General features: G+C 71.8%; 19 protein-coding genes. 16 read left to right on the top strand and 3 right to left on the bottom strand.

Annotated features, from left to right (window positions below):
* The first annotated feature begins 25 nt into the window (after window positions 1-25).
* The 12 genes from V5P93_RS36645 (at window position 26) to V5P93_RS36590 (ending at window position 10,649) form a co-directional block, all read left to right on the top strand.
* Window positions 26-481 carry a MarR family winged helix-turn-helix transcriptional regulator gene (locus tag V5P93_RS36645; RefSeq protein WP_181043482.1) on the top strand — a complete coding sequence of 152 codons (456 nt, stop codon included), beginning with the start codon at window positions 26-28 and terminating at the stop codon, window positions 479-481.
* Window positions 482-869: 388 nt separating this feature from the next.
* Entirely contained in the window at window positions 870-3,467 is a 2,598-nt protein-coding gene (clpB, locus tag V5P93_RS36640) for an ATP-dependent chaperone ClpB (RefSeq protein ID WP_104479228.1), read from the top strand.
* Between the two features lie 138 nt (window positions 3,468-3,605).
* Window positions 3,606-4,316: a hypothetical protein gene (locus tag V5P93_RS36635; RefSeq protein WP_104479227.1), complete on the top strand. Its 711-nt coding sequence runs from the start codon at window positions 3,606-3,608 to the stop codon at window positions 4,314-4,316.
* Between the two features lie 235 nt (window positions 4,317-4,551).
* A complete protein-coding gene (locus V5P93_RS36630; protein WP_104479226.1) occupies window positions 4,552-5,340 on the top strand; it encodes an SDR family oxidoreductase in 789 nt (262 codons plus the stop codon).
* 10 nt (window positions 5,341-5,350) lie between these two features.
* Complete coding sequence (locus tag V5P93_RS36625) at window positions 5,351-6,196, top strand: phospholipid scramblase-related protein (RefSeq protein ID WP_104479439.1); 846 nt, start codon at window positions 5,351-5,353, stop codon at window positions 6,194-6,196.
* Between the two features lie 10 nt (window positions 6,197-6,206).
* The gene (gene pyrE, locus V5P93_RS36620) at window positions 6,207-6,800 is read left to right on the top strand and encodes an orotate phosphoribosyltransferase (RefSeq protein WP_104479225.1); all 594 of its coding nucleotides are present in this window, start codon (window positions 6,207-6,209) and stop codon (window positions 6,798-6,800) included.
* A gap of 139 nt (window positions 6,801-6,939) precedes the next feature.
* The gene (locus tag V5P93_RS36615) at window positions 6,940-7,320 is read left to right on the top strand and encodes a DUF2784 domain-containing protein (RefSeq protein ID WP_104479224.1); all 381 of its coding nucleotides are present in this window, start codon (window positions 6,940-6,942) and stop codon (window positions 7,318-7,320) included.
* 17 nt (window positions 7,321-7,337) lie between these two features.
* On the top strand, window positions 7,338-7,979 hold the full coding sequence (locus V5P93_RS36610; RefSeq protein ID WP_181043481.1) for an RNA methyltransferase: 642 nt from the start codon (window positions 7,338-7,340) through the stop codon (window positions 7,977-7,979).
* Window positions 7,980-7,997: 18 nt separating this feature from the next.
* Window positions 7,998-9,059, top strand: coding sequence for a glycoside hydrolase family 76 protein (locus V5P93_RS36605; protein ID WP_245931270.1), 1,062 nt, complete (start codon window positions 7,998-8,000; stop codon window positions 9,057-9,059).
* A complete protein-coding gene (locus V5P93_RS36600; protein WP_104479221.1) occupies window positions 9,056-9,799 on the top strand; it encodes an SDR family oxidoreductase in 744 nt (247 codons plus the stop codon). The genes V5P93_RS36605 and V5P93_RS36600 overlap by 4 nt, the downstream gene beginning before the upstream one ends.
* A gap of 121 nt (window positions 9,800-9,920) precedes the next feature.
* On the top strand, window positions 9,921-10,103 hold the full coding sequence (locus V5P93_RS36595) for a hypothetical protein (protein ID WP_104479220.1): 183 nt from the start codon (window positions 9,921-9,923) through the stop codon (window positions 10,101-10,103).
* Window positions 10,104-10,172: 69 nt separating this feature from the next.
* Window positions 10,173-10,649, top strand: coding sequence for an SRPBCC family protein (locus V5P93_RS36590; protein ID WP_104479438.1), 477 nt, complete (start codon window positions 10,173-10,175; stop codon window positions 10,647-10,649).
* Window positions 10,650-10,710: 61 nt separating this feature from the next.
* Here the strand turns inward: V5P93_RS36590 and V5P93_RS36585 are convergent, their stop codons facing one another.
* Window positions 10,711-11,703, bottom strand: coding sequence for a LacI family DNA-binding transcriptional regulator (locus tag V5P93_RS36585; RefSeq protein ID WP_104479219.1), 993 nt, complete (start codon window positions 11,701-11,703; stop codon window positions 10,711-10,713).
* Between the two features lie 78 nt (window positions 11,704-11,781).
* Here V5P93_RS36585 and V5P93_RS36580 point away from each other — a divergent pair, with 78 nt between their 5' ends.
* Complete coding sequence (locus V5P93_RS36580) at window positions 11,782-12,399, top strand: nucleoside/nucleotide kinase family protein (RefSeq protein ID WP_281261661.1); 618 nt, start codon at window positions 11,782-11,784, stop codon at window positions 12,397-12,399.
* A gap of 82 nt (window positions 12,400-12,481) precedes the next feature.
* Window positions 12,482-12,889: a VOC family protein gene (locus V5P93_RS36575; RefSeq protein ID WP_104479218.1), complete on the top strand. Its 408-nt coding sequence runs from the start codon at window positions 12,482-12,484 to the stop codon at window positions 12,887-12,889.
* A gap of 4 nt (window positions 12,890-12,893) precedes the next feature.
* On the opposite strand, the gene V5P93_RS36570 is transcribed toward V5P93_RS36575, so the two are convergent.
* The gene (locus V5P93_RS36570) at window positions 12,894-13,565 is read right to left on the bottom strand and encodes a DedA family protein (protein ID WP_104479217.1); all 672 of its coding nucleotides are present in this window, start codon (window positions 13,563-13,565) and stop codon (window positions 12,894-12,896) included.
* 223 nt (window positions 13,566-13,788) lie between these two features.
* On the opposite strand from V5P93_RS36570, the gene V5P93_RS36565 reads away from it, so the two are divergent.
* Window positions 13,789-14,361 carry an ATP-binding cassette domain-containing protein gene (locus V5P93_RS36565; protein WP_104479436.1) on the top strand — a complete coding sequence of 191 codons (573 nt, stop codon included), beginning with the start codon at window positions 13,789-13,791 and terminating at the stop codon, window positions 14,359-14,361.
* Window positions 14,358-15,578: a DUF6297 family protein gene (locus tag V5P93_RS36560; RefSeq protein ID WP_104479216.1), complete on the top strand. Its 1,221-nt coding sequence runs from the start codon at window positions 14,358-14,360 to the stop codon at window positions 15,576-15,578. The genes V5P93_RS36565 and V5P93_RS36560 overlap by 4 nt, the downstream gene beginning before the upstream one ends.
* Here the strand turns inward: V5P93_RS36560 and V5P93_RS36555 are convergent.
* Window positions 15,560-18,157 carry an MFS transporter gene (locus tag V5P93_RS36555; RefSeq protein ID WP_104479215.1) on the bottom strand — a complete coding sequence of 866 codons (2,598 nt, stop codon included), beginning with the start codon at window positions 18,155-18,157 and terminating at the stop codon, window positions 15,560-15,562. The genes V5P93_RS36560 and V5P93_RS36555 overlap by 19 nt on opposite strands.
* Window positions 18,158-18,215: the final 58 nt, after the last annotated feature.

Genomic DNA, 18,215 nt, shown 5'->3' with positions numbered 1-18,215 from the left:
CACGGTGGCGGGGAGGGGGCGCGGGGTGTCGGACGGGCAGGCTGAGCAGGGTGACCACGAGGTCGCGGCGCAGGACCTGGAGCGGGAGCTGGCCAAGCTCTTCGGCCGGGTCCGCAGCTATTCGCTGGCGCTGGCGGCGAAGGTGCACCCGGGGCTCGACGGCGCCTCTTACGTGCTGCTGGTCCACCTCAGCGGCATCGGCCCGCTGCGCGCCGCGGACGTCGTCGAGCACACCGGGCTGGACAAGTCGACGGTCAGCAGGCAGATCGCCCGGCTGGAGGAGTTGGGGCTGGTCGAGCGGGTGCCCGACCCGTCCGACGGCCGCGCCCGGCTGGTCCAGTTGACCGAGACGGGCACGGCGCGGTTGGCCGAGGTGCAGGTGCTGCGCCGCCGCAGGCTGCGGGAGAGCCTGTCGGAGTGGTCGACGCGTGACATCGTGGACCTGTCCCGGTTGCTCGGCAGGTTCAACAACGACCTGTAGTGCGGGGGGCGGAGCTTGTGATCGCGCGCACAAAGTCGGACCGCGCTACCCGTCGTTAACCTGACCGTGTGATGCGGATCGGCGCTGGTCACCACCCGCGTGCCGGGTTCCGGTGGGCCGCGGCCCCGGTTGTCCACCGACCTGTGGACAAGCACCTGGGGATTGTGGACAAGTGGATTACTTGTGTGGATAGCTGGCTTGCGACATGTGGGTGACCGCGTGCTCGCGTCACCCCGCTGGGTGATCGGAGCGGGTTCGGGTGGCCATACCCGCGCTGTTCACCCGGTGGGGGTGGAGAGGGCCTAGAGTTGGTTCTAGTTGAGTGGAACAGACTCAACTTTTCTGACGTTGTGTGTGGTGACAAGAGCGTGCGACACCGAGGTGGGAGATGGACGCGTTCAACCCGACGACCAAGACACAGCAGGCGATCTCCACGGCCGCACAGGCGGCCTCCGCGGCGGGCAACCCGGACATCCGCCCGGGCCACCTGCTCGTCGCGCTGCTCGACCAGACCGACGGGCTCACCGCGCCGCTGCTCACCGCAGTCGGCGTCGACCCCACCGTGATCCGCAAGGAACTGGAGCCGCTGCTGCGGTCGCTGCCGTCGGCCACCGGCGCCACGGTGTCCTCCCCGCAGCTGTCGCAGCAGGCGCTGCGGGCGATCACCCACGCGCAGAAGTTGGCCACCGAGCTGGGCGACGAGTACGTCTCCACCGAGCACCTGCTGGTCGGCCTGGCCGCCGAGGGCGGTGACGTGGCGAGCCTGCTCACCAGGCACGGTGCCACCCCGGACGCGCTGCGCGAGGCGTTCACCAAGGTCCGCGGCTCGGCCAGGGTGTCGAGCCCCGACCCGGAGAGCACCTACCAGGCGCTGGAGAAGTACGGCGTCGACCTCACCGCGCGGGCCCGCAAGGGCGAGCTGGACCCGGTGATCGGCCGCGACGCCGAGATCCGCCGGGTCGTGCAGGTGCTGTCCCGGCGCACCAAGAACAACCCGGTGCTCATCGGCGAGCCCGGCGTCGGCAAGACCGCCATCGTCGAGGGCCTCGCCCAGCGCGTGGTGGCCGGTGACGTGCCCGAGTCGCTGCGCGGCAAGCGGGTCGTCGCGCTCGACCTGGGCTCGATGGTGGCCGGTGCGAAGTTCCGCGGCGAGTTCGAGGAGCGGCTCAAGGCGGTGCTCAAGGAGATCACCGGCTCGGCGGGCCAGGTGATCACCTTCATCGACGAGCTGCACACCATCGTCGGCGCGGGCGCGACCGGCGAGGGCGCGATGGACGCGGGCAACATGATCAAGCCGATGCTGGCCCGCGGCGAGCTGCGGATGGTCGGCGCGACCACCCTCGACGAGTACCGCGAGCACATCGAGAAGGACCCCGCGCTGGAGCGCCGATTCCAGCAGGTGTTCGTCGGTGAGCCGTCGGTGGAGGACACCATCGGCATCCTGCGCGGGCTCAAGGAGCGCTACGAGGTCCACCACGGCGTGCGGATCACCGACACCGCCCTGGTCGCCGCCGCCACCCTTTCCGACCGCTACATCACCGCCCGGTTCCTGCCGGACAAGGCCATCGACCTGGTCGACGAGGCCGCGTCCCGGCTGCGCATGGAGATCGACTCCCGGCCGGTGGAGATCGACGAGGTCGAGCGGGCCGTGCGCAGGCTGGAGATCGAGGAGATGGCCCTGGCCAAGGAGGACGACCTGGCCTCCAAGGAGCGCCTGGCCGCCCTGCGCGCCGAACTGGCCGAGCGCCGCGAGGCGCTGTCCGCGCTGACCGCCCGCTGGCAGAACGAGAAGGGCTCCATCGACCGCGTCCGCGAGCTGAAGGAGCAGCTGGAGTCGCTGCGCGGCGAGTCCGAGCGCGCCGAGCGCGACGCCGACCTCGGCCGCGCCGCCGAACTGCGCTACGGCCGCATCCCCGCGCTGGAGAAGGAGCTCGAGGTGGCCACCGCGGCCACGGCGGCCCCCACCCCCGGCGCGGTGATGCTCAAGGAGGAGGTCGGGCCGGACGACGTCGCCGAGGTCGTGTCCGCGTGGACCGGCATCCAGGCGGGCAGGCTGCTGGAGGGCGAGACCCAGAAGCTGCTGCGCATGGAGGACGCGCTGGGCTCGCGGGTCGTCGGCCAGGCTGAGGCCGTGCGCGCGGTCTCCGACGCGGTGCGCCGGGCGCGCGCGGGCGTCGCCGACCCGGACCGGCCGACGGGCTCGTTCCTGTTCCTCGGCCCGACCGGTGTCGGCAAGACGGAGCTGGCCAAGGCGCTGGCGGAGTTCCTGTTCGACGACGAGCGCGCCATGGTCCGCGTCGACATGAGCGAGTACTCGGAGAAGCACTCCGTGGCCCGGCTCGTCGGCGCGCCCCCCGGCTACGTCGGCTACGACCAGGGCGGCCAGCTGACCGAGGCGGTCCGCCGCAGGCCCTACACCGTGGTGCTGCTCGACGAGGTGGAGAAGGCCCACCCGGACGTCTTCGACGTGCTGCTGCAGGTCCTCGACGACGGCAGGCTGACCGACGGCCAGGGCCGCACGGTCGACTTCCGCAACACCATCCTGGTGCTCACCTCCAACCTGGGCTCCCAGTCGATCACCGACCCGGGCCTCGACGACCGGGGCCGCCACGACGCCGTGATGGCCGTGGTGCAGCGGCACTTCAAGCCGGAGTTCCTCAACCGCCTCGACGACGTGGTCGTGTTCCACTCGCTGGCCACCGAGGAGCTGACCGCGATCGTCGACATCCAGGTCGCGAAGCTGGGCAGGCGGCTGACCCAGCGCAGGCTCACCCTGTCGGTCTCCACCGGGGCCCGCGACTGGCTGGCGCTCAACGGCTTCGACCCCGTCTACGGCGCCCGCCCGCTGCGGCGGCTGGTGTCGTCGGCGATCGGCGACCAGCTGGCCAAGCAGCTGCTGTCCGGCGACATCCGCGACGGGGACACCGTCGAGGTGGACATCGCGGACGACAACTCGGGCCTGGTCGTGGCCCGGGCGAGCGCCTAGCGGCCGGCTCGGGTGGGTCCGGCGGCGCGCTCGCCGGACCCACCCGTGAAACCCGTTCGCAAAACCCGTTCGCGACACACCGGTCGTGGTCGGGGCCGTGATCTTGAACATGGGCAGCGGGCGACTACGCTGCCCTACGTGGGCATTCCCGCGTGGTTCTGGTTTGTGGTCGCGGTCGTCGCCGGTGTCGGGGGCGGCCTGTTCCTGCTGCGCGATCGGGCGCGGCTGACCTCCCGAAACCGCGAACGCAGGCGGTGGGCGGCGTTGCGCGGGTGGCAGTTCACCGAGGCCGATCCGGCCCTGCCCAAGCAGTGGACCGGCGGCGCCGTGGCCTACTACGGCGACGGCGTGGCCAAGGACGTCGTCACCGGCTCGACCTTCACCGCCGACGGCAGGCGGAAGGTCTTCGTGTTCGACCTCGAGGCCGGTGGTCGGATCAACGTGGTGGTCGCGGCCGTGCAGTGCAAGCGCGTGCACCCGGTGGTGCTCGAGCTGTGGGTGCCCAGCACCCCGTTCCAGCGCGAGCACATGCCCGAGCTGCTCGGTCCGGTCGGCCAGCGGTACGCCTTCGTCTCCGACATCGCCGCGGCCCGGGCGCTGATCACCCCGGACCTGGTCGACGCGACGGAGGAGATCGGGCAGGACATCGCGGTGGCCTGGATCGAGCGGGGCTGGGTGCTGGCCGCCGCCGCGCCCGGGTCGAGCCCGTCGCGGCTGGAGCGGCTGCTGCGCGGCATCGGCGAGATCGCCGACGTGGTCGACCCCTTCGACACCGACGAGCGCCCGCTGCGCGTCGTGCCGTCCCAGGCCGAGGACGCGGCCGACGAGCGCACCGGCACCGACGACTGATAGCCCACCGCTCGGCACCGACGACTGACAGCCGAACACCACTGACAGCCGACCACCGGGGTCCGGGCCTGTCCACCCCACAAGGTCGACCATTCGAACCCCGCCGAAACATTGGCGCACCGCGCTCGTGGTTTGTCAGGATTTCCCTGCTCACCGCGGGTGGGGGGTGCCCGCGGTGAGGCCCAACATCGTCGTGCCGGTTCCCGTGGTGGATACCGCTTAGTAGGTTGGCGCCATGCCAACAGCGCTCATCACCGGGGCCACCGCGGGAATCGGCGCGGCATTCGCCCGGCGGCTGGCCGCCGACGGGTACGACCTCGTCATCGTCGCCCGCACCACCGAGCGGCTCAAGGAGGTCGCGGGTGAGCTGACCGCCGCGCACGGCGTGCAGGTGCAGACCCTGACCGCGGACCTGTCCACCACGCGCGCCCGCAAGCGGGTCGAGGCGCGGTTGGCCGACCCCGAGCGGCCGGTGGACCTGTTGGTCAACAACGCCGGGTTCGGCACCCGCGGCGCGTTCGCCGAGGCCGACCCGGACTGGCTGCAGAACCAGCTCGACGTCAACGTCACCTCGGTGCTGCGGCTGACCCGCGCCGCGCTGCCCGGCATGCTCGCCCGCGGCCACGGCGGGGTGATCAACGTGTCCAGCGTGGCGGGCTTCTTCCCGGCCACCGGCGCCTCCTACTCCGCGACCAAGGCCTACGTGACCGCGTTGTCCGAGGGCCTGAGCGCCAACCTCGCGGGCACCGGCGTGCGGGTCGTGGCGCTGTGCCCCGGCTTCACCCACACCGAGTTCCACCAGCGCGCGGGCGACGACCCGAAGGGCCTCGCGCAGCTGCCCGACTTCTTATGGCTCGAAGCCGACCGGGTCGTCGCCGACGCGCTGGCCGACCTCCGGCACAACCGCGACCGCTCCGTCCCCGGCCTCCAGTACAAGGCGCTGCTGGGTGTGACCAAGCTCCTGCCGCGCGGACTGCTGAGATTCCTTCAGCAGCGGGCCTCGGGTGACCGCGACCGGGGCTAGGCTGCCGGCCATGACGACACCGCAGCCCGGGTGGTACCCCGAGAACCCCGGCTCATCGGTCCTGCGCTGGTGGGACGGCCAGAACTGGACGAACCAGACCCAGCAGGGACAACCGGGGCAGCAGCGCGCCGCCGGACCGCAGCCGCCGCGCAGCGACGCCAGCGGCTGGGAGATCCCGCTCGGCGGGGCGCAGGACCCGAACAAGATCCGCGAGCAGCAGCGCCGCGCGGGCGTCGGCCAGGTCGGCCAGGGTGGCGGCACGCTGTTCACCGAGCCGGTCCTGGTGGTCAACCAGAAGGTCAAGCTCATCGAGATGAGCAACGAGTACTCGGTCTTCGACCAGCAGGGTCGGCAGATCGGCTCGGTGGCCCAGGTCGGGCAGAGCGCGCTGAAGAAGGTCGTGCGCTTCCTCGGCAGCTACGACCAGTTCTTCACGCACAAGCTCGAGGTCCGCGACCTCAACCACCAGGTCGTGCTGCGGCTGACCCGGCCCGCGAAGGTGTTCAAGTCCCGGATGGTCGTCGAGCGCGGCGACGGCGCGCCGGTCGGCGAGATCGTCCAGCAGAACGTGTTCGGCAAGATCCGGTTCAGCTTCGTGGTCGGCGGCCAGGAGATCGGCGGCATCCAGGCGGAGAACTGGCGGGCGTGGAACTTCGCGATCCTCGACCACACCGGCACCGAGGTCGCGCGGATCACCAAGACCTTCGAGGGCATCGCCAAGACGCTGTTCACCACGGCGGACAACTACGTGCTCCAGGTGCACCGCCCGCTGTCGGACCCGCTGGTCAGCATGGTGGTCGCCTCCGCGCTGACCGTCGACACCGCGCTCAAGCAGGACAGCCGGGGCTTCGGCTGATCCGCCCGGCATGAGAGGCTTGCTCCCCGTGCGAACCGCTCCCTTCGTCGACCCGTCCACCAAAGGCGAACTCGCCCGCTTGGTGACGGAGCTTGCCGTCGTGCACGGCAAGGTCACCCTCGCCTCGGGCAAGGAGGCCGACTACTACGTCGACCTGCGCCGGGCCACCCTGCACCACGCCGCCGGTCCCCGGATCGGCGTCCTGCTGCGGCAGTTGACCGCGGACTGGGACTACGTCGCGGCGGGCGGGCTCACGCTCGGCGCCGACCCGGTCGCCCTGGCCATGATGCACGCCGCCGCCGCGGCCGGTGAGGTGCTCGACGCCTTCGTCGTCCGCAAGGACACCAAGGCGCACGGCATGCAGCGGCGGATCGAGGGCATCGAGGTCGCCGGTCAGCGGGTGCTCGCGGTGGAGGACACCTCCACCACCGGGAGCAGCGTGCTGACCGCGGTGGACGCCCTGGTCGAGGCCGGTGCCCAGGTGATCGGCGTGGTGACCGTGGTGGACCGCGGCACCGGCGCCAAGGAGGCCATCGGGGGGCGCGGGTTGCCGTACCGGTACCTGCTCGACTTGGCCGATCTCGGGCTCGCCGAACGGGCGTAAGCGAGTTCCCACCTATCGCGGGTGATGGGCGACCGGTCTCCGGTCCGCATCCTGACCTGCGCTGACACGGTGGTCACCCCCCAACTCCGGGTACCTTGGAAAGTGCTCGCCGAGTTCTCGGTGTTGGGGAGGTGGCCCGGTGTTCGGTCTGCTCGCAGGCGCGACCGTGGTCGCGCACTTCGCGGCGCTGCTGTACATCGGTCTGGGGGGCTTCCTGGCGTGGAAGTGGCCCAGATCGATTCTCCTGCACGTGTTCTTCGCGGTCTGGGGCGTGATCGTCAACCTCGCGCCCGTGGCCTGCCCGTTGACCGCGCTGGAGAACTACTTCCGGGTGCAGGAGGGCTTGGGCCCGCTGCCCGGCGGTTTCAACGAGTACTACATCTTCGGCACGATCGTGCCGGACGACATGGTCGACGTCGTCGCCGTCGGGGCGCTGGCGGTGCTGACCTCCTCCTACGTGGGTGCGTACGTCCTGTGGCGGAACCGGAAAAGAACGGACCTGATGGTCCTGGTGAAGTAGTCCCGCTCGACGAGGCCGTGCTCGGCCCGACGGAGTGGGTGTTCGGCGAACCGGTCGGCGTCGGGCCGTGGCCCGGCGAGTGGCCCGACGGCGACCAGTACGACCCGGAGCTGCTCGCGGGCGGCGACCGCCGCAACGTCGTCGACGCCTACCGGTACTGGCGGCGCGACGCGGTGGTCGCCGACCTCGACCGGCGCAGGCACGGTTTCCACGTCGCGATCGAGAACTTCCAGCACGACCACAACATCGGCACCGTGGTCCGCACGGCCAACGCCTTCGCCGCCCGCGCGGTGCACATCGTGGGCCGCAAGCGGTGGAACCGGCGCGGTGCCATGGTCACCGACCGCTACCAGCACGTGGACCACCACCCCACCGTGGAGTCCCTTGTGGACTACGCGGTCACCGGTGGGCTGGCGGTGGTGGGGGTCGACAACACCCCCGGCTCCGTTCCACTTGAGACGGTCAGCCTGCCCGCGCGCTGCGTGCTGGTGTTCGGCCAAGAGGGGCCGGGGTTGACCGAGGCCGCGCGCGGCAGCGCCGACCTGCTGGTGTCGATCGCCCAGTTCGGCTCCACCCGGTCGATCAACGCGGGGGTGGCGGCGGGCATCGTCATGCACGCGTGGGTGCGGGAACACGCGGACCTCGACCGCGCCTGGTGACGACGGCATCCTGGAGGGGTGGCCGGGTCTGATCGCGGGGTGGACGGGCGCTGGGCGGCGCGCGCGGAGATCGCCGAGCGCGCGGTGCGCGAGCACTACCTGACGTCGGTGTTCGGCGTCCCCGGCGCGTTGTTGGGCTTACCGCGCCACCCGGCGACCCCGGCCGACCACGCGCGGCTGCGGTGGAACTACTGGTGGCAGGCGCACCTGCTGGATTGCCTGGTGGACGCGCAGCTGCGCGCGCCGGAGCACGCGCGGGCGCGGGTGATCGCCCGGCTCGTGCGCGGGATCCGGCTGCGCAACCTCGGCGCGTGGACCAACGCGTACTACGACGACATCGCCTGGCTCGGCCTGGCGCTGCTGCGGGCCGGTGCCGCGACCGGTCTGCCGGTGCGGCGGCCGGTGGCGGCGATCCTCGCGCGGCTGCGGTCGGGCTGGACCGAACACGCGGGCGGCGGCATCTGGTGGCGGCGCGGCGACCTGTTCAAGAACGTCCCCGCGAACGGACCCGCCGCGATCCTGTTCGCCCGCACCGGCGCGGCGGACCGCGCGGCCGCCGCTCTGGAGTGGATGGACCGGACGCTGCTCGACGCGCGCACCGGGTTGCTGTGGGACGGCGTGCACCTGCGTCCCGACGGCTCGGTGCGGGAGCGCGTCGAGATCGTTTACACGTACTGCCAAGGCGTGTTCCTCGGCGCCTGCGTCGAACTGTCCACATCGGACTTGGCGGCCCGGACCATTCGCGCGGTGGACGAGTACGTCGCGGTCGGCGGGGTGCTGCCGGGGCAGGGCGGCGGTGACGGCGGGCTGTTCGCGGGCATTCTCGCCCGCTACCTCGCCCAGTCCGCGCTGCGGCTGCCGGACGCGGAGGGCGAGCGGGCCCGCGCCCTGGTGTTCGACTCCGCCGAAGCGGCCTGGCAGCACCGGACGGCGACCGCAGCGGGCCCCGTCTTCGGCGCGGATTGGACCCACCGGTCACCGCAGGATCCACGGCTCAACGGCGATCTGTCGGTCCAGTTGTCCGGCTGGATGGTGATCGAGGCGGCGGCTCTCCTGGAACGTGCCAGCATGACCGTATGACTGTGCTCATCGTGACCGGCGCCGCCCGCGGCATCGGAGCCGCCATCAGCCGCCGCGCCGCCCGGGACGGGTTCGACGTGGTGGTCAACTACCACCGGGACCGCGCCGCCGCCGAAGCGGTGGTGGCCGACGTCGAGGCCCAGGGCAGGCGCGCGGTGGCGGTGCGCGCCGACGTGGCCGCCGAGGACGAGGTGGCGGCCCTGTTCGCGCGCGCAGACGAGATGGGCCCGCTGGGTGCCGTGGTGGCCAACGCGGGCGTCACCGGCGACGTGCTCGGCAGGCTCGACCAGCAGACCGCCGCCACCGTCCGCCGCGTCATGGACGTCAACGTCACGGGTGTCTTCCTGTGCATGCGCGAAGCCGTCCACCGCCTCTCCACCACCCACGGCGGCGCAGGCGGCTCGATCGTCGCGATCTCCAGCACCGCCGCCCACCGCGGCTCCCCCGGCGAATGGGTGCACTACGCGGCCAGCAAGGCCGCCGTGGAGACCATGGTCCGCGGCCTGGCCCTGGAGGTCGGCGGCGAAGGCATCCGCGTCAACGCCGTCGCCCCCGGCACCACCAACTCCGACCTGCACGCCGCCGCGGGCGCCCCGGACCGCCCCCAGCGCGTCGCCGCCCGCATCCCCCTCGGCCGCCCCGGCGAACCCGAGGAGATCGCCGAAGGCGTCGCCTGGCTCCTCTCCCCCGCCGCCTCCTTCGTCACCGGCGCCATCCTCCCCATCTCCGGCGGCTTCTGAGCGGGGTCGCCCAGTTGGCCGCAGGTCGGGCCGGGGGCGTGTGATTCCCCACGATCGTGGGTACCTCGCGGCCACTGAACCGCGAACCGCCTGAGTCCCCACGGGGAAAGGAGTGTCGGCGATGCCCGACGACCTCGGCATGACCAGCAACCTCGACGTCGCCGTCACGGAGGACCAGCGGGCCCGCGCGGCCCGGGTGGTGGCGGCCACCGCAGCCGACGCGGGTGAGTGCGCGGAATTGCTCGCGATGCTCGGCCTCACACCGGAAGTCGGTCTCCGCAAGCAGCATTCCCGCGCGGCCTGATGTGTAGCGGCGGACTTACCGGGTAGTCGATGGGGGACAGACAACGTCCACGAAGGGAGCATGATCGCGTTGAGCACGATCACCGAGTCCGTCGACGTGGCCGTCCCGGTGTCCACCGCGTACAACCAGTGGACGCAGTTCGAGTCCTTCCCGCACTTCATGGAGGGCGTCGAGCGGATCAGCCAGACCGACGACCGGCACACGCACTGGGTGACGAAGATCGGTGGCAGCACGCGGGAGTTCGACGCCACCATCACCGAGCAGATCCCCGACGAGCGGGTGGCCTGGCGGTCGGATTCCGGCCCGGACCACGCGGGGGTGATCACCTTCCACCGCCTCAACGAGCGGGAGACCCGGGTGACCGCCCAGATGGAGATCGATCCGGAGGGTTTCGCGGAGAACGTCGCCGACAAGCTCGGCATCATCGACCGCCGGGTCAAGGGCGACATGAAGCGCTTCAAGGAGTTCATCGAGCGGCGCGGCGGTCAGGAGACCGGCGCCTGGCGCGGTGAAGTCAGTGCCCCGGGGCAGGTTCCCCCCACCTGACCCCGGTCAGAACCACGGCCCCCGGCGCACCCCGCCGGGGGCCGTGTCGTGGGGAAACCCTTCAGCAGCCGCAGGAACCGCGGTGGACGAGGGTCGGGGCGAGCAGCACGGTCTCGGGTGCGCGGTCCCGATCGGACAGTCGGGCCAGCAGCAGCCGGATCGCCGTGCGGCCGATCTCGTCGACCGGGTGGGCCATCGTGGTGATGCCCGGGGTCACCAGTTCCGCCCAGTCCACCTCGTCGTGCCCGGCGATGGACATTCCGGGGTCCTTGCCGATCTCCAGACCGTGCGCGCGGGCCTCGCGGTAGGCGCCCGCGGTCATCGCGCCGTTGCCGGTGATCACGGCGGTGGGCCGTTCCGGGACGGTCAGCAGCCTGCGCATCGCCAGCACGCCGTCCTCGTGCGTCGCCCCGCCGCCCGCGACCAGGTTCGAGTCCCAGCGCAGTCCCGCGCGGCCCAGGCCGAGCCGGTAACCGAGGGTGCGCTCCTCGCTGGCGCTCATCCACTCGACGCCGCTGATGAACCCGATCCTGCGGTGCCCGGCGGCGGCCAGGTGCTGCACCAGCGCGGAGGTCGACTGGATGTTCTCCGGCCCCACCTGGTCCAGCTTGATCTTGTGCGAGACCCGGTCCACCAGCACCGCGGGGACGCCGGTGCGGGCCAGCTGCTCCAGCGTCGCGGCGTCGCCGGGGGCCGGGGTCAGCAGCATGCCGTCCACCCGGCGGGCCTGCAGCTTGCGCACGGCCGCGCGCTCGCCGTCCTCGGTGTCGAGGGTGTCGCCGAGCAGCACGGTGTACCCGGCGGCGCTGGCCTCGGCCTCGATCGCGTGGATGAGCTGCGCCAGGTGCGGGTTGGCCAGCAGCGACATGGCCACGCCGATGGACTTGGTGCCGCCGGTGACCAGGGAGCGCGCGATGGCGTTGCCGGTGTATCCGGTCGACTCGATCGCCGCCTGCACCCGGTCGCGGGTCGCCGCGGCCACCGGTCTGGTCTCGTTCACCACGTGCGAGACGGTGCTGATCGACACCCCGGCCAGCCGGGCGACGTCCTCCATAGTGGCCACTGACGTGTTCCGCTCCACCTCGTCTGGCAAACGCTTGCGCCAGACCCTACATACCCCGGGAGGCACCCCTTGAACCGGGCGGTCACCTTCGCTGACCTGCGTGATCGAGCCGTGACCATGGCCGCGGCGGGTGGGCGCCGGATCCTCGGAATCTGCGGGGCGCCGGGCGTCGGGAAGACGACCTTAGCGGCCCGACTGGTGGACGCGCTCGGTGAGCGCGCGCGGCTCGTCGGCATGGACGGCTTCCACCTCGCGCACGCCGAGCTGGCGCGCCTCGGCCGGGTCGACCGCAAGGGCGCGCCGGACACCTTCGACGCTGACGGCTACGCCAACCTCCTGCACCGGCTGCGCGCCAACACCGACCCGGTCGTCTACGCCCCGGAGTTCCGCCGCGAGGTCGAGGAGCCCATCGCGGGCGCCGTCGCCGTCGGGTGTGACGTTCCCCTCGTGGTCACCGAGGGCAACTACCTCCTGCTCTGGCCGCGGGTCCGGCCGCTGCTCGACGAGGTCTGGTTCCTCGACCCCGGCGACGAGCTCCGCCGCGCGCGGCTCCTAGCTCGCCATATGGCCTACGGGCGGACCCGGGAGCAGGCCGCCGAGCGCACCGGCGGCTCGGACGAGCGCAACGCCGAACTGGTGGCGACGACCGCGGCAACGGCGGACCTCGTGCTCCGGAAGATCGAATGACCGCCGCCACACCCGTCTCCGGGCTGGGGCACTATGGCGGACGGCCCGCCCCCGAACGGGCCAAGGAAGGACGGTTCCGCAGATGCCCGCGTTGACCGGCGTCCACCACGTCGCCCTGACCGTGACCGATGTCGACCGCAGCGTGCCCTGGTACGAGCGCGTGCTCGGGTTCACCGTGGCGGGTCGCGCCGATGAGGGCGAGCACGGCCTGCGCAAGGTGTTCCTGCGCGGGTTCGGCATCACCCTCACCCTGGTCCAGCACCCCGGCGCCGCCCGCTCCGCGTTCGACGAGTGCAGACCCGGGCTGGACCACCTGACCTTCTCCGTGCCGGACGAGGCCACCCTGCGCACCTGGACCGACCGGCTCACCGAGCACGGCGTCACGTTCTCGCCGATCAGCGAGGAGATCTCCGCCCCCGGCACGGCCGTGGTGGTGCTGCGCGACCCGGACGGCATCCAGCTCGTGCTGTGGGCGCCCCCGGCCAGGTGACCGGCTACTCGGTGACCGAGACGGTGTCGACCGGCTTGCGCATCTCCTGCCGGTAGCGCCAGATCCCCCACGCGGTGCCACCCACGAAGAACGCGATGCTGCCGATCACGGCGGCCGTCTGCAGCCACGGCAGCGAGTCGAGCAGGCCCGCCGCGTAGTAGCCCAGCAGCACCAGCGTGGGCACCCAGGCAAGCCCGCCGACCGTGGTGGCCAGCGCGAACCGGCGGGCGTCCATCTTCGCCGCCCCCGCGACCAGCGGCGCCAGCGTGCGGATCCACGGGATCCAGCGGGCCACCACGATCGCGAAGAAGCCCCGCCGGTCCAGGAAGTCCCTGGCCTTGTCCAGGTTCTGCTGGCTGAGCACCCGCCCGCCGACCCTGGTGATGATCGCGTGGCCGGTCTTGGCGCCGATGTAGTAGCCCAGCTGGTTGCCCGCCACCGCCACCACCGTCGCGGACAGCGACAGCCACCACGCCTGGTGCTCGTGCCCGTGTTGGGCCAGCACCACGCCCGCGGCGAACAGCAGCGAATCACCGGGCAGGAACAAGCCCACGATGAACGCGCACTCGGCGAACACGAAACCGAGCGTGATGGCCCACACCAGGAGTGGACCAGCGGATTCGAGCACGCCGAGAGCGGTGGTCACGGCCGTAGGGTACGTGCCGCGCGTGGTCATGCGCAGACGAACCACACCCTGTTCACTGGAACATGGCCGAGGCTTCGCCTCGGCGGCGAGGTCGCCTTTCAGCCGATTTCTTCCCTCCCGATCCACTCGGCCCGAGGGGCCGAGCGAATCGCTCAGTCCAGAAACCGGCGCGATCTCGCGGGGGTTCCCCCGAAGGTGGGTACTTGTGGACTGCGGGAACTCGGTGCGGTGGGGCGCCGTTCGCAAGGGTGTGATGCTGAGTGCGGAGGGGCTGGGTGTCCTGCTCGACGCCGAGCGGTGGTTGTTCCGCGAGCTGGACTTGGCGGTACCCGCGGGCAGTTGCCTGGCGCTGGTCGGACCGAACGGCGCGGGCAAGTCCACTTTGCTGCGTTGCCTTTACGGCACCCAGGACGCGACCGAGGGCACGCTCCGGGTCGACGGTCAGAAGCCGGACGAGCGGTCGGCGCCGTTCCGGCGGTCGGTGTCGGTGCTGATGGACGACTCCGCCCTGTTCGACGAGTACACCCCGCGCCAGCACTTCGAGATGCTGGGCGTCGAGGAACCGGAGCACGGTCTGCCGGAGGTGCCCGCGCGCGGCCTGTCCGCCGGGCAGCGCCGCCGGTTGCTGCTGCTCGGCGCCTTCACCCGCGAGCACCGGGTGCTGCTGCTGGACGAGCCGGAGCGCGCGGTCGACGCGGCGGGCCGCGAGTGGCTGGCCGGGCTGATCAACGACACCAAGGGCCGCGGTTCGACGGTCGTGCTCGCGAGCCACTTCTCGCCGCTGGTCGACGCGGTCGCCGACTACGTCGTGGAGTTGGTCCCGTGACCGTGTGGACGGAGCGGGTGAAGCCCGCGCTGTCGCGGCTCGGCGACTGGCTCATCGGGATCTTCGTGGTGGCGGGCCTGCTGACCATGCCGTTCGTGAAGCCGGGCGAGGTGCGGGCCAAGTTCGTCGGCGACCACCCGCTGCCCCCGGAACCCGCGTTGGCGCTGTTGCTGCTAGCGCTGGCCATCGCCACCTTCTCGCTGCTGCGCCGCCACCACGTCTGGGTGAACCCGGCCCGGCTGACCTGGGACTACGCGGGCGACCGGGACCGAGAGGTGCGGCGGCGGCTGCACCTGGGGCTGCTGAGCCGCTTCGCCGTGGTGGGCTACCTGTTCGTCGCGAGCGGGGTGGTGCTCGGCTGGCCGGACCTGCCGCTCTCCGGGGCGCTGACCGTCGCGGCCGGGTTCTACGCGGTGCGCTGGGCGTCGCGCTCGAGCGTGTGGGTCGCGTTGGCTGGCCCGTTCCTGCTGGCGCTGGCCGGTGTCCTGCTGGCGGGTCAGGCGCTGACCGGGACGACCGCGCTGTGGGTGGTCGTCGGGGTGCTGGTGGTGGCCGGTCTGGTGCCGCGCCGCGAGGCGGTGCGGCGCGAGGAACTGGTGCGCGGGTGGCACGCGCGGGTGCTGCGGTCGGTGTCGGCGGCTTTCGGCGACGCGCTGGCGTTGTTGCCCACCGCGCGCCCGGTGCCGATGCGGCTGCGCGGGGTGCCGCGGTTCGTGGTCGCGGGGATCGCCGCGCGCCGGGCCGCGCTGCCGCTGGCCGGGCTGCTGGTGCTGGCGATCCCGGTGCTGCACACGATCTTCCCGGTGGTCGACCCGGTGTGGTGGACGGCGGCGGGCGCGTACTTCGTGCTGGTGCCGCTGATCGGCGGGCTGGCCGAGATCACCACGGGCTCGGGTCTGCGCCGGTGGTTGCCCGCCGACGACCGGGAGCTCAAGTACACCGCCATCGCCGTGCTGCTGGTGGTCGCGCTGGTCTGGATCGGCGCCACTGTCCTCTTCGGACTGCCGGTCAGACCCGCGACACCCCTGGCCGCGCTGCTGGCCGCCTGGTCGGCGGTGCGCACGGTGACCAGGCCCCAGATCGACTACACCCCGCCGGCGTCGGTGGACGCGGGCGGGGTGTACCTACCGGTCGGCTTGCTCACGCAGGTGCTGCGCGGGCCGGACCTGCTGGTCGTCGGCTCGGTCGTGCTGGCGGCCTACTTCCACTCGTCGTAGCCGAGCTGCACGTCGCGCACGCCGTCCTCGCCGCGGCCCAACCGCACCTGGTGGGCCGACGGCGAGTACCCGCTGGCGATCACCGTGTAGTTGCCCTCGGCGAGGTCGTCGACGCTGTAGCGGCCCGCCGCGTCGGTGGTGGTCACGGCCACCACCTCGCCCGCGCCGTTGAGCACGGTGATCCGCGCGTCGGCCACCGCCGTGCCCGCCGCGGTGCGCGCGATACCGCTGAGCGCGGCGCCGCCGAGCAGTTCGACGTCCTGGCGCAGCGGGCCGCTCTCGGGCACCCGCACCTGCACGGCCGTGGGCTGGAAGTCCTGGGCGCGGGCGACCAGGGTGTACTCGCCCGTCCGGGTGCCGACGAACCGGTAGCTGCCGTCGGAGGCGGTCGCCTGCGACTCCACCACCTCGCCGCGCGCGTCGGTGAGCGTCACCTGCGCGGCGCCGAGCGCGGTGTGGCCGTCGGCGGTCATCACGAACCCGTGCACGACCGTCGCGCCGGCCAGTACGACGTCCACGGTGGACTCTCCGGGGCGGACCTTGACGTTGGTGGCCCGGGGCTGGTGCTCGGGGGCGGAGGCGAGCAGCACGTACGCGCCGGGCGCGGGCGCGTCGAGCAGGAACTCGCCGGAGCTGTCCGAGCCGACCCGGCCGACCTGCCTGCCGTCCGCGTCGATCAGGGTCAGCGCGGCACCCGGCACCGCGGCGCCGTCCCGGCGGCGCACCTGGCCGCGCAGTCCGCTGAGGTCGCCGCGCAGCGCGTGCGGCTCCACCGCGCGGTGGCCGTTGCCGTTGGTGGCCGGGTCCCCGCCCGGCTTGTCGTCCACAGTGGTCTCGCCGGCGGTCTCGGCGGTCTCCGGGGTCTCGCCCGCCATGCTCGCCTTGGCGTCGTCGGAGAGCAGCGCCTCACCGCCCTCCATGACCGTCGCCGCCGAGGTGCCGGTGCGCAGCGGGATCTCCTTGATGAAGATCGACACCAGCAGCGCCAGCACCATCACGCCCGCGCCGACCAGGAACACCAGCTGGATCGACTCGACGAAACCCTGCTGGAACGGCACGGCCAGGCGCGGGTCGATCCGCTGGAGGAACGAGGAGTCCTGCAGCACGCTGCCCGCGCCGCCGCCCCCACCGTTCTGGATGGCGGCGAACACCGGCTGGTTCACGGGGTTCTCGCGCACCGCCGGGTCGGCCAGCGCGGCCTGGAACTGCGGGGAGCGCATCGCGTCGCGGAACGCCGAGCCGATGTTGTCGGCGACCGTGCTGAACATCAGCGACAGGAACACCGCGACACCGATGGTGCCACCGAGCTGGCGGAAGAACGTCACCGACGCGGTCGCCACGCCCATGTCCCGGAACGGCACCGCGTTCTGCGCCGCCACGGTCAGCGTCTGCATGCAGTTGCCCAGGCCGAGTCCGAACACGACCATGAAGACGATGGGCTGCCAGATCGGCGTGTCGATGTCGACGCCGTGGAACAGCAGCAGCCCGGTGACCAGCAGCGCCGAGCCCAGGATCGGGAAGATCTTGTAGCGACCGGTCTTGGAGGTGATCTGCCCGGACGAGATCGAGGCGATCATGATGCCGAGCATCATCGGCACCATCATCAGACCGGCCTCGGTCGGGGTGAACCCGCGCACCAGCTGGAGATACTGCGGCACCATCGTGATGCCGCCGAACATCCCGACACCGAGGATCGTGCCCGCCACGATGGTCATCGCGAAGGTGGACGTGCGGAACAGCCGCAGCGGGATCAGCGCCTCGTCCTTCATCGCCTTCTCGACGAGCAGGAACCCGATCAACCCCACGAACCCGATGGCGTAGCAGATGATCGACCGCTGCGAGTCCCAGCCCCACTCGCGGCCCTGCTCGGCGACGATCAGCAGCGGCACCACGGTGACCGACAGGAAGACCGCGCCGAAGTAGTCGATGCGGTGGTCGTGGCGCACGTGCGGCACGTTGAGCACCTTGGACACCACGATCAGCGCGATGATCCCGATCGGGACGTTCACCAGGAACACCCAGCGCCAGCCGGTGATGCCGAAGATCTCCGCCTGACCGGCGAACCAGCCGCCGATGACCGGGCCGAGCACGCTGGAGGTGCCGAACACGGCCAGGAAGTAGCCCTGGTACTTGGCCCGCTCCCGGGGCGGCACGATGTCGGCGATGATCGTCAGCGCCAGCGACATCAACCCGCCCGCGCCGAGGCCCTGGAAGGCCCGGTAGGCGGCCAGTTCGTACATCGTGGTGGCCAGGGTGCAGGCCAGTGAGCCGATGATGAACAGCGAGATCGCGGTGATGAAGAACGGCTTGCGGCCGTAGATGTCGGAGAGCTTGCCGTAGAGCGGCGTGGAGACCGTCGAGGTGATCAGGTAGGCCGTGGTGGCCCAGGCCTGCAGGCTCAGCCCGTTGAGGTCGTCGGCGATGGTCCGGATCGAGGTGCCGACGATCGTCTGGTCGAGCGCGGCCAGGAACATGCCCAGCATCAGCCCGGACATGATCACCAGGATCTGCCGGTGGGTCAGCTTCGGCCGTGGTGGCCCGGCGGGCTGCGCCTGGGTTTGCTCGGCGGTGGCGGTCATGCGTGTTCCCCTTGCCGGTGGTTGACCTGTGGGTTCGCGTCCCTCTGCGGCTGGCGGA

This window comes from Actinokineospora auranticolor, assembly GCF_041897805.1.
GTDB lineage: Bacteria > Actinomycetota > Actinomycetes > Mycobacteriales > Pseudonocardiaceae > Actinokineospora > Actinokineospora auranticolor.
The sequence above is the reverse complement of the archived record's forward strand: the minus strand, read 5'-3'. Positions and strand labels throughout refer to the sequence as shown.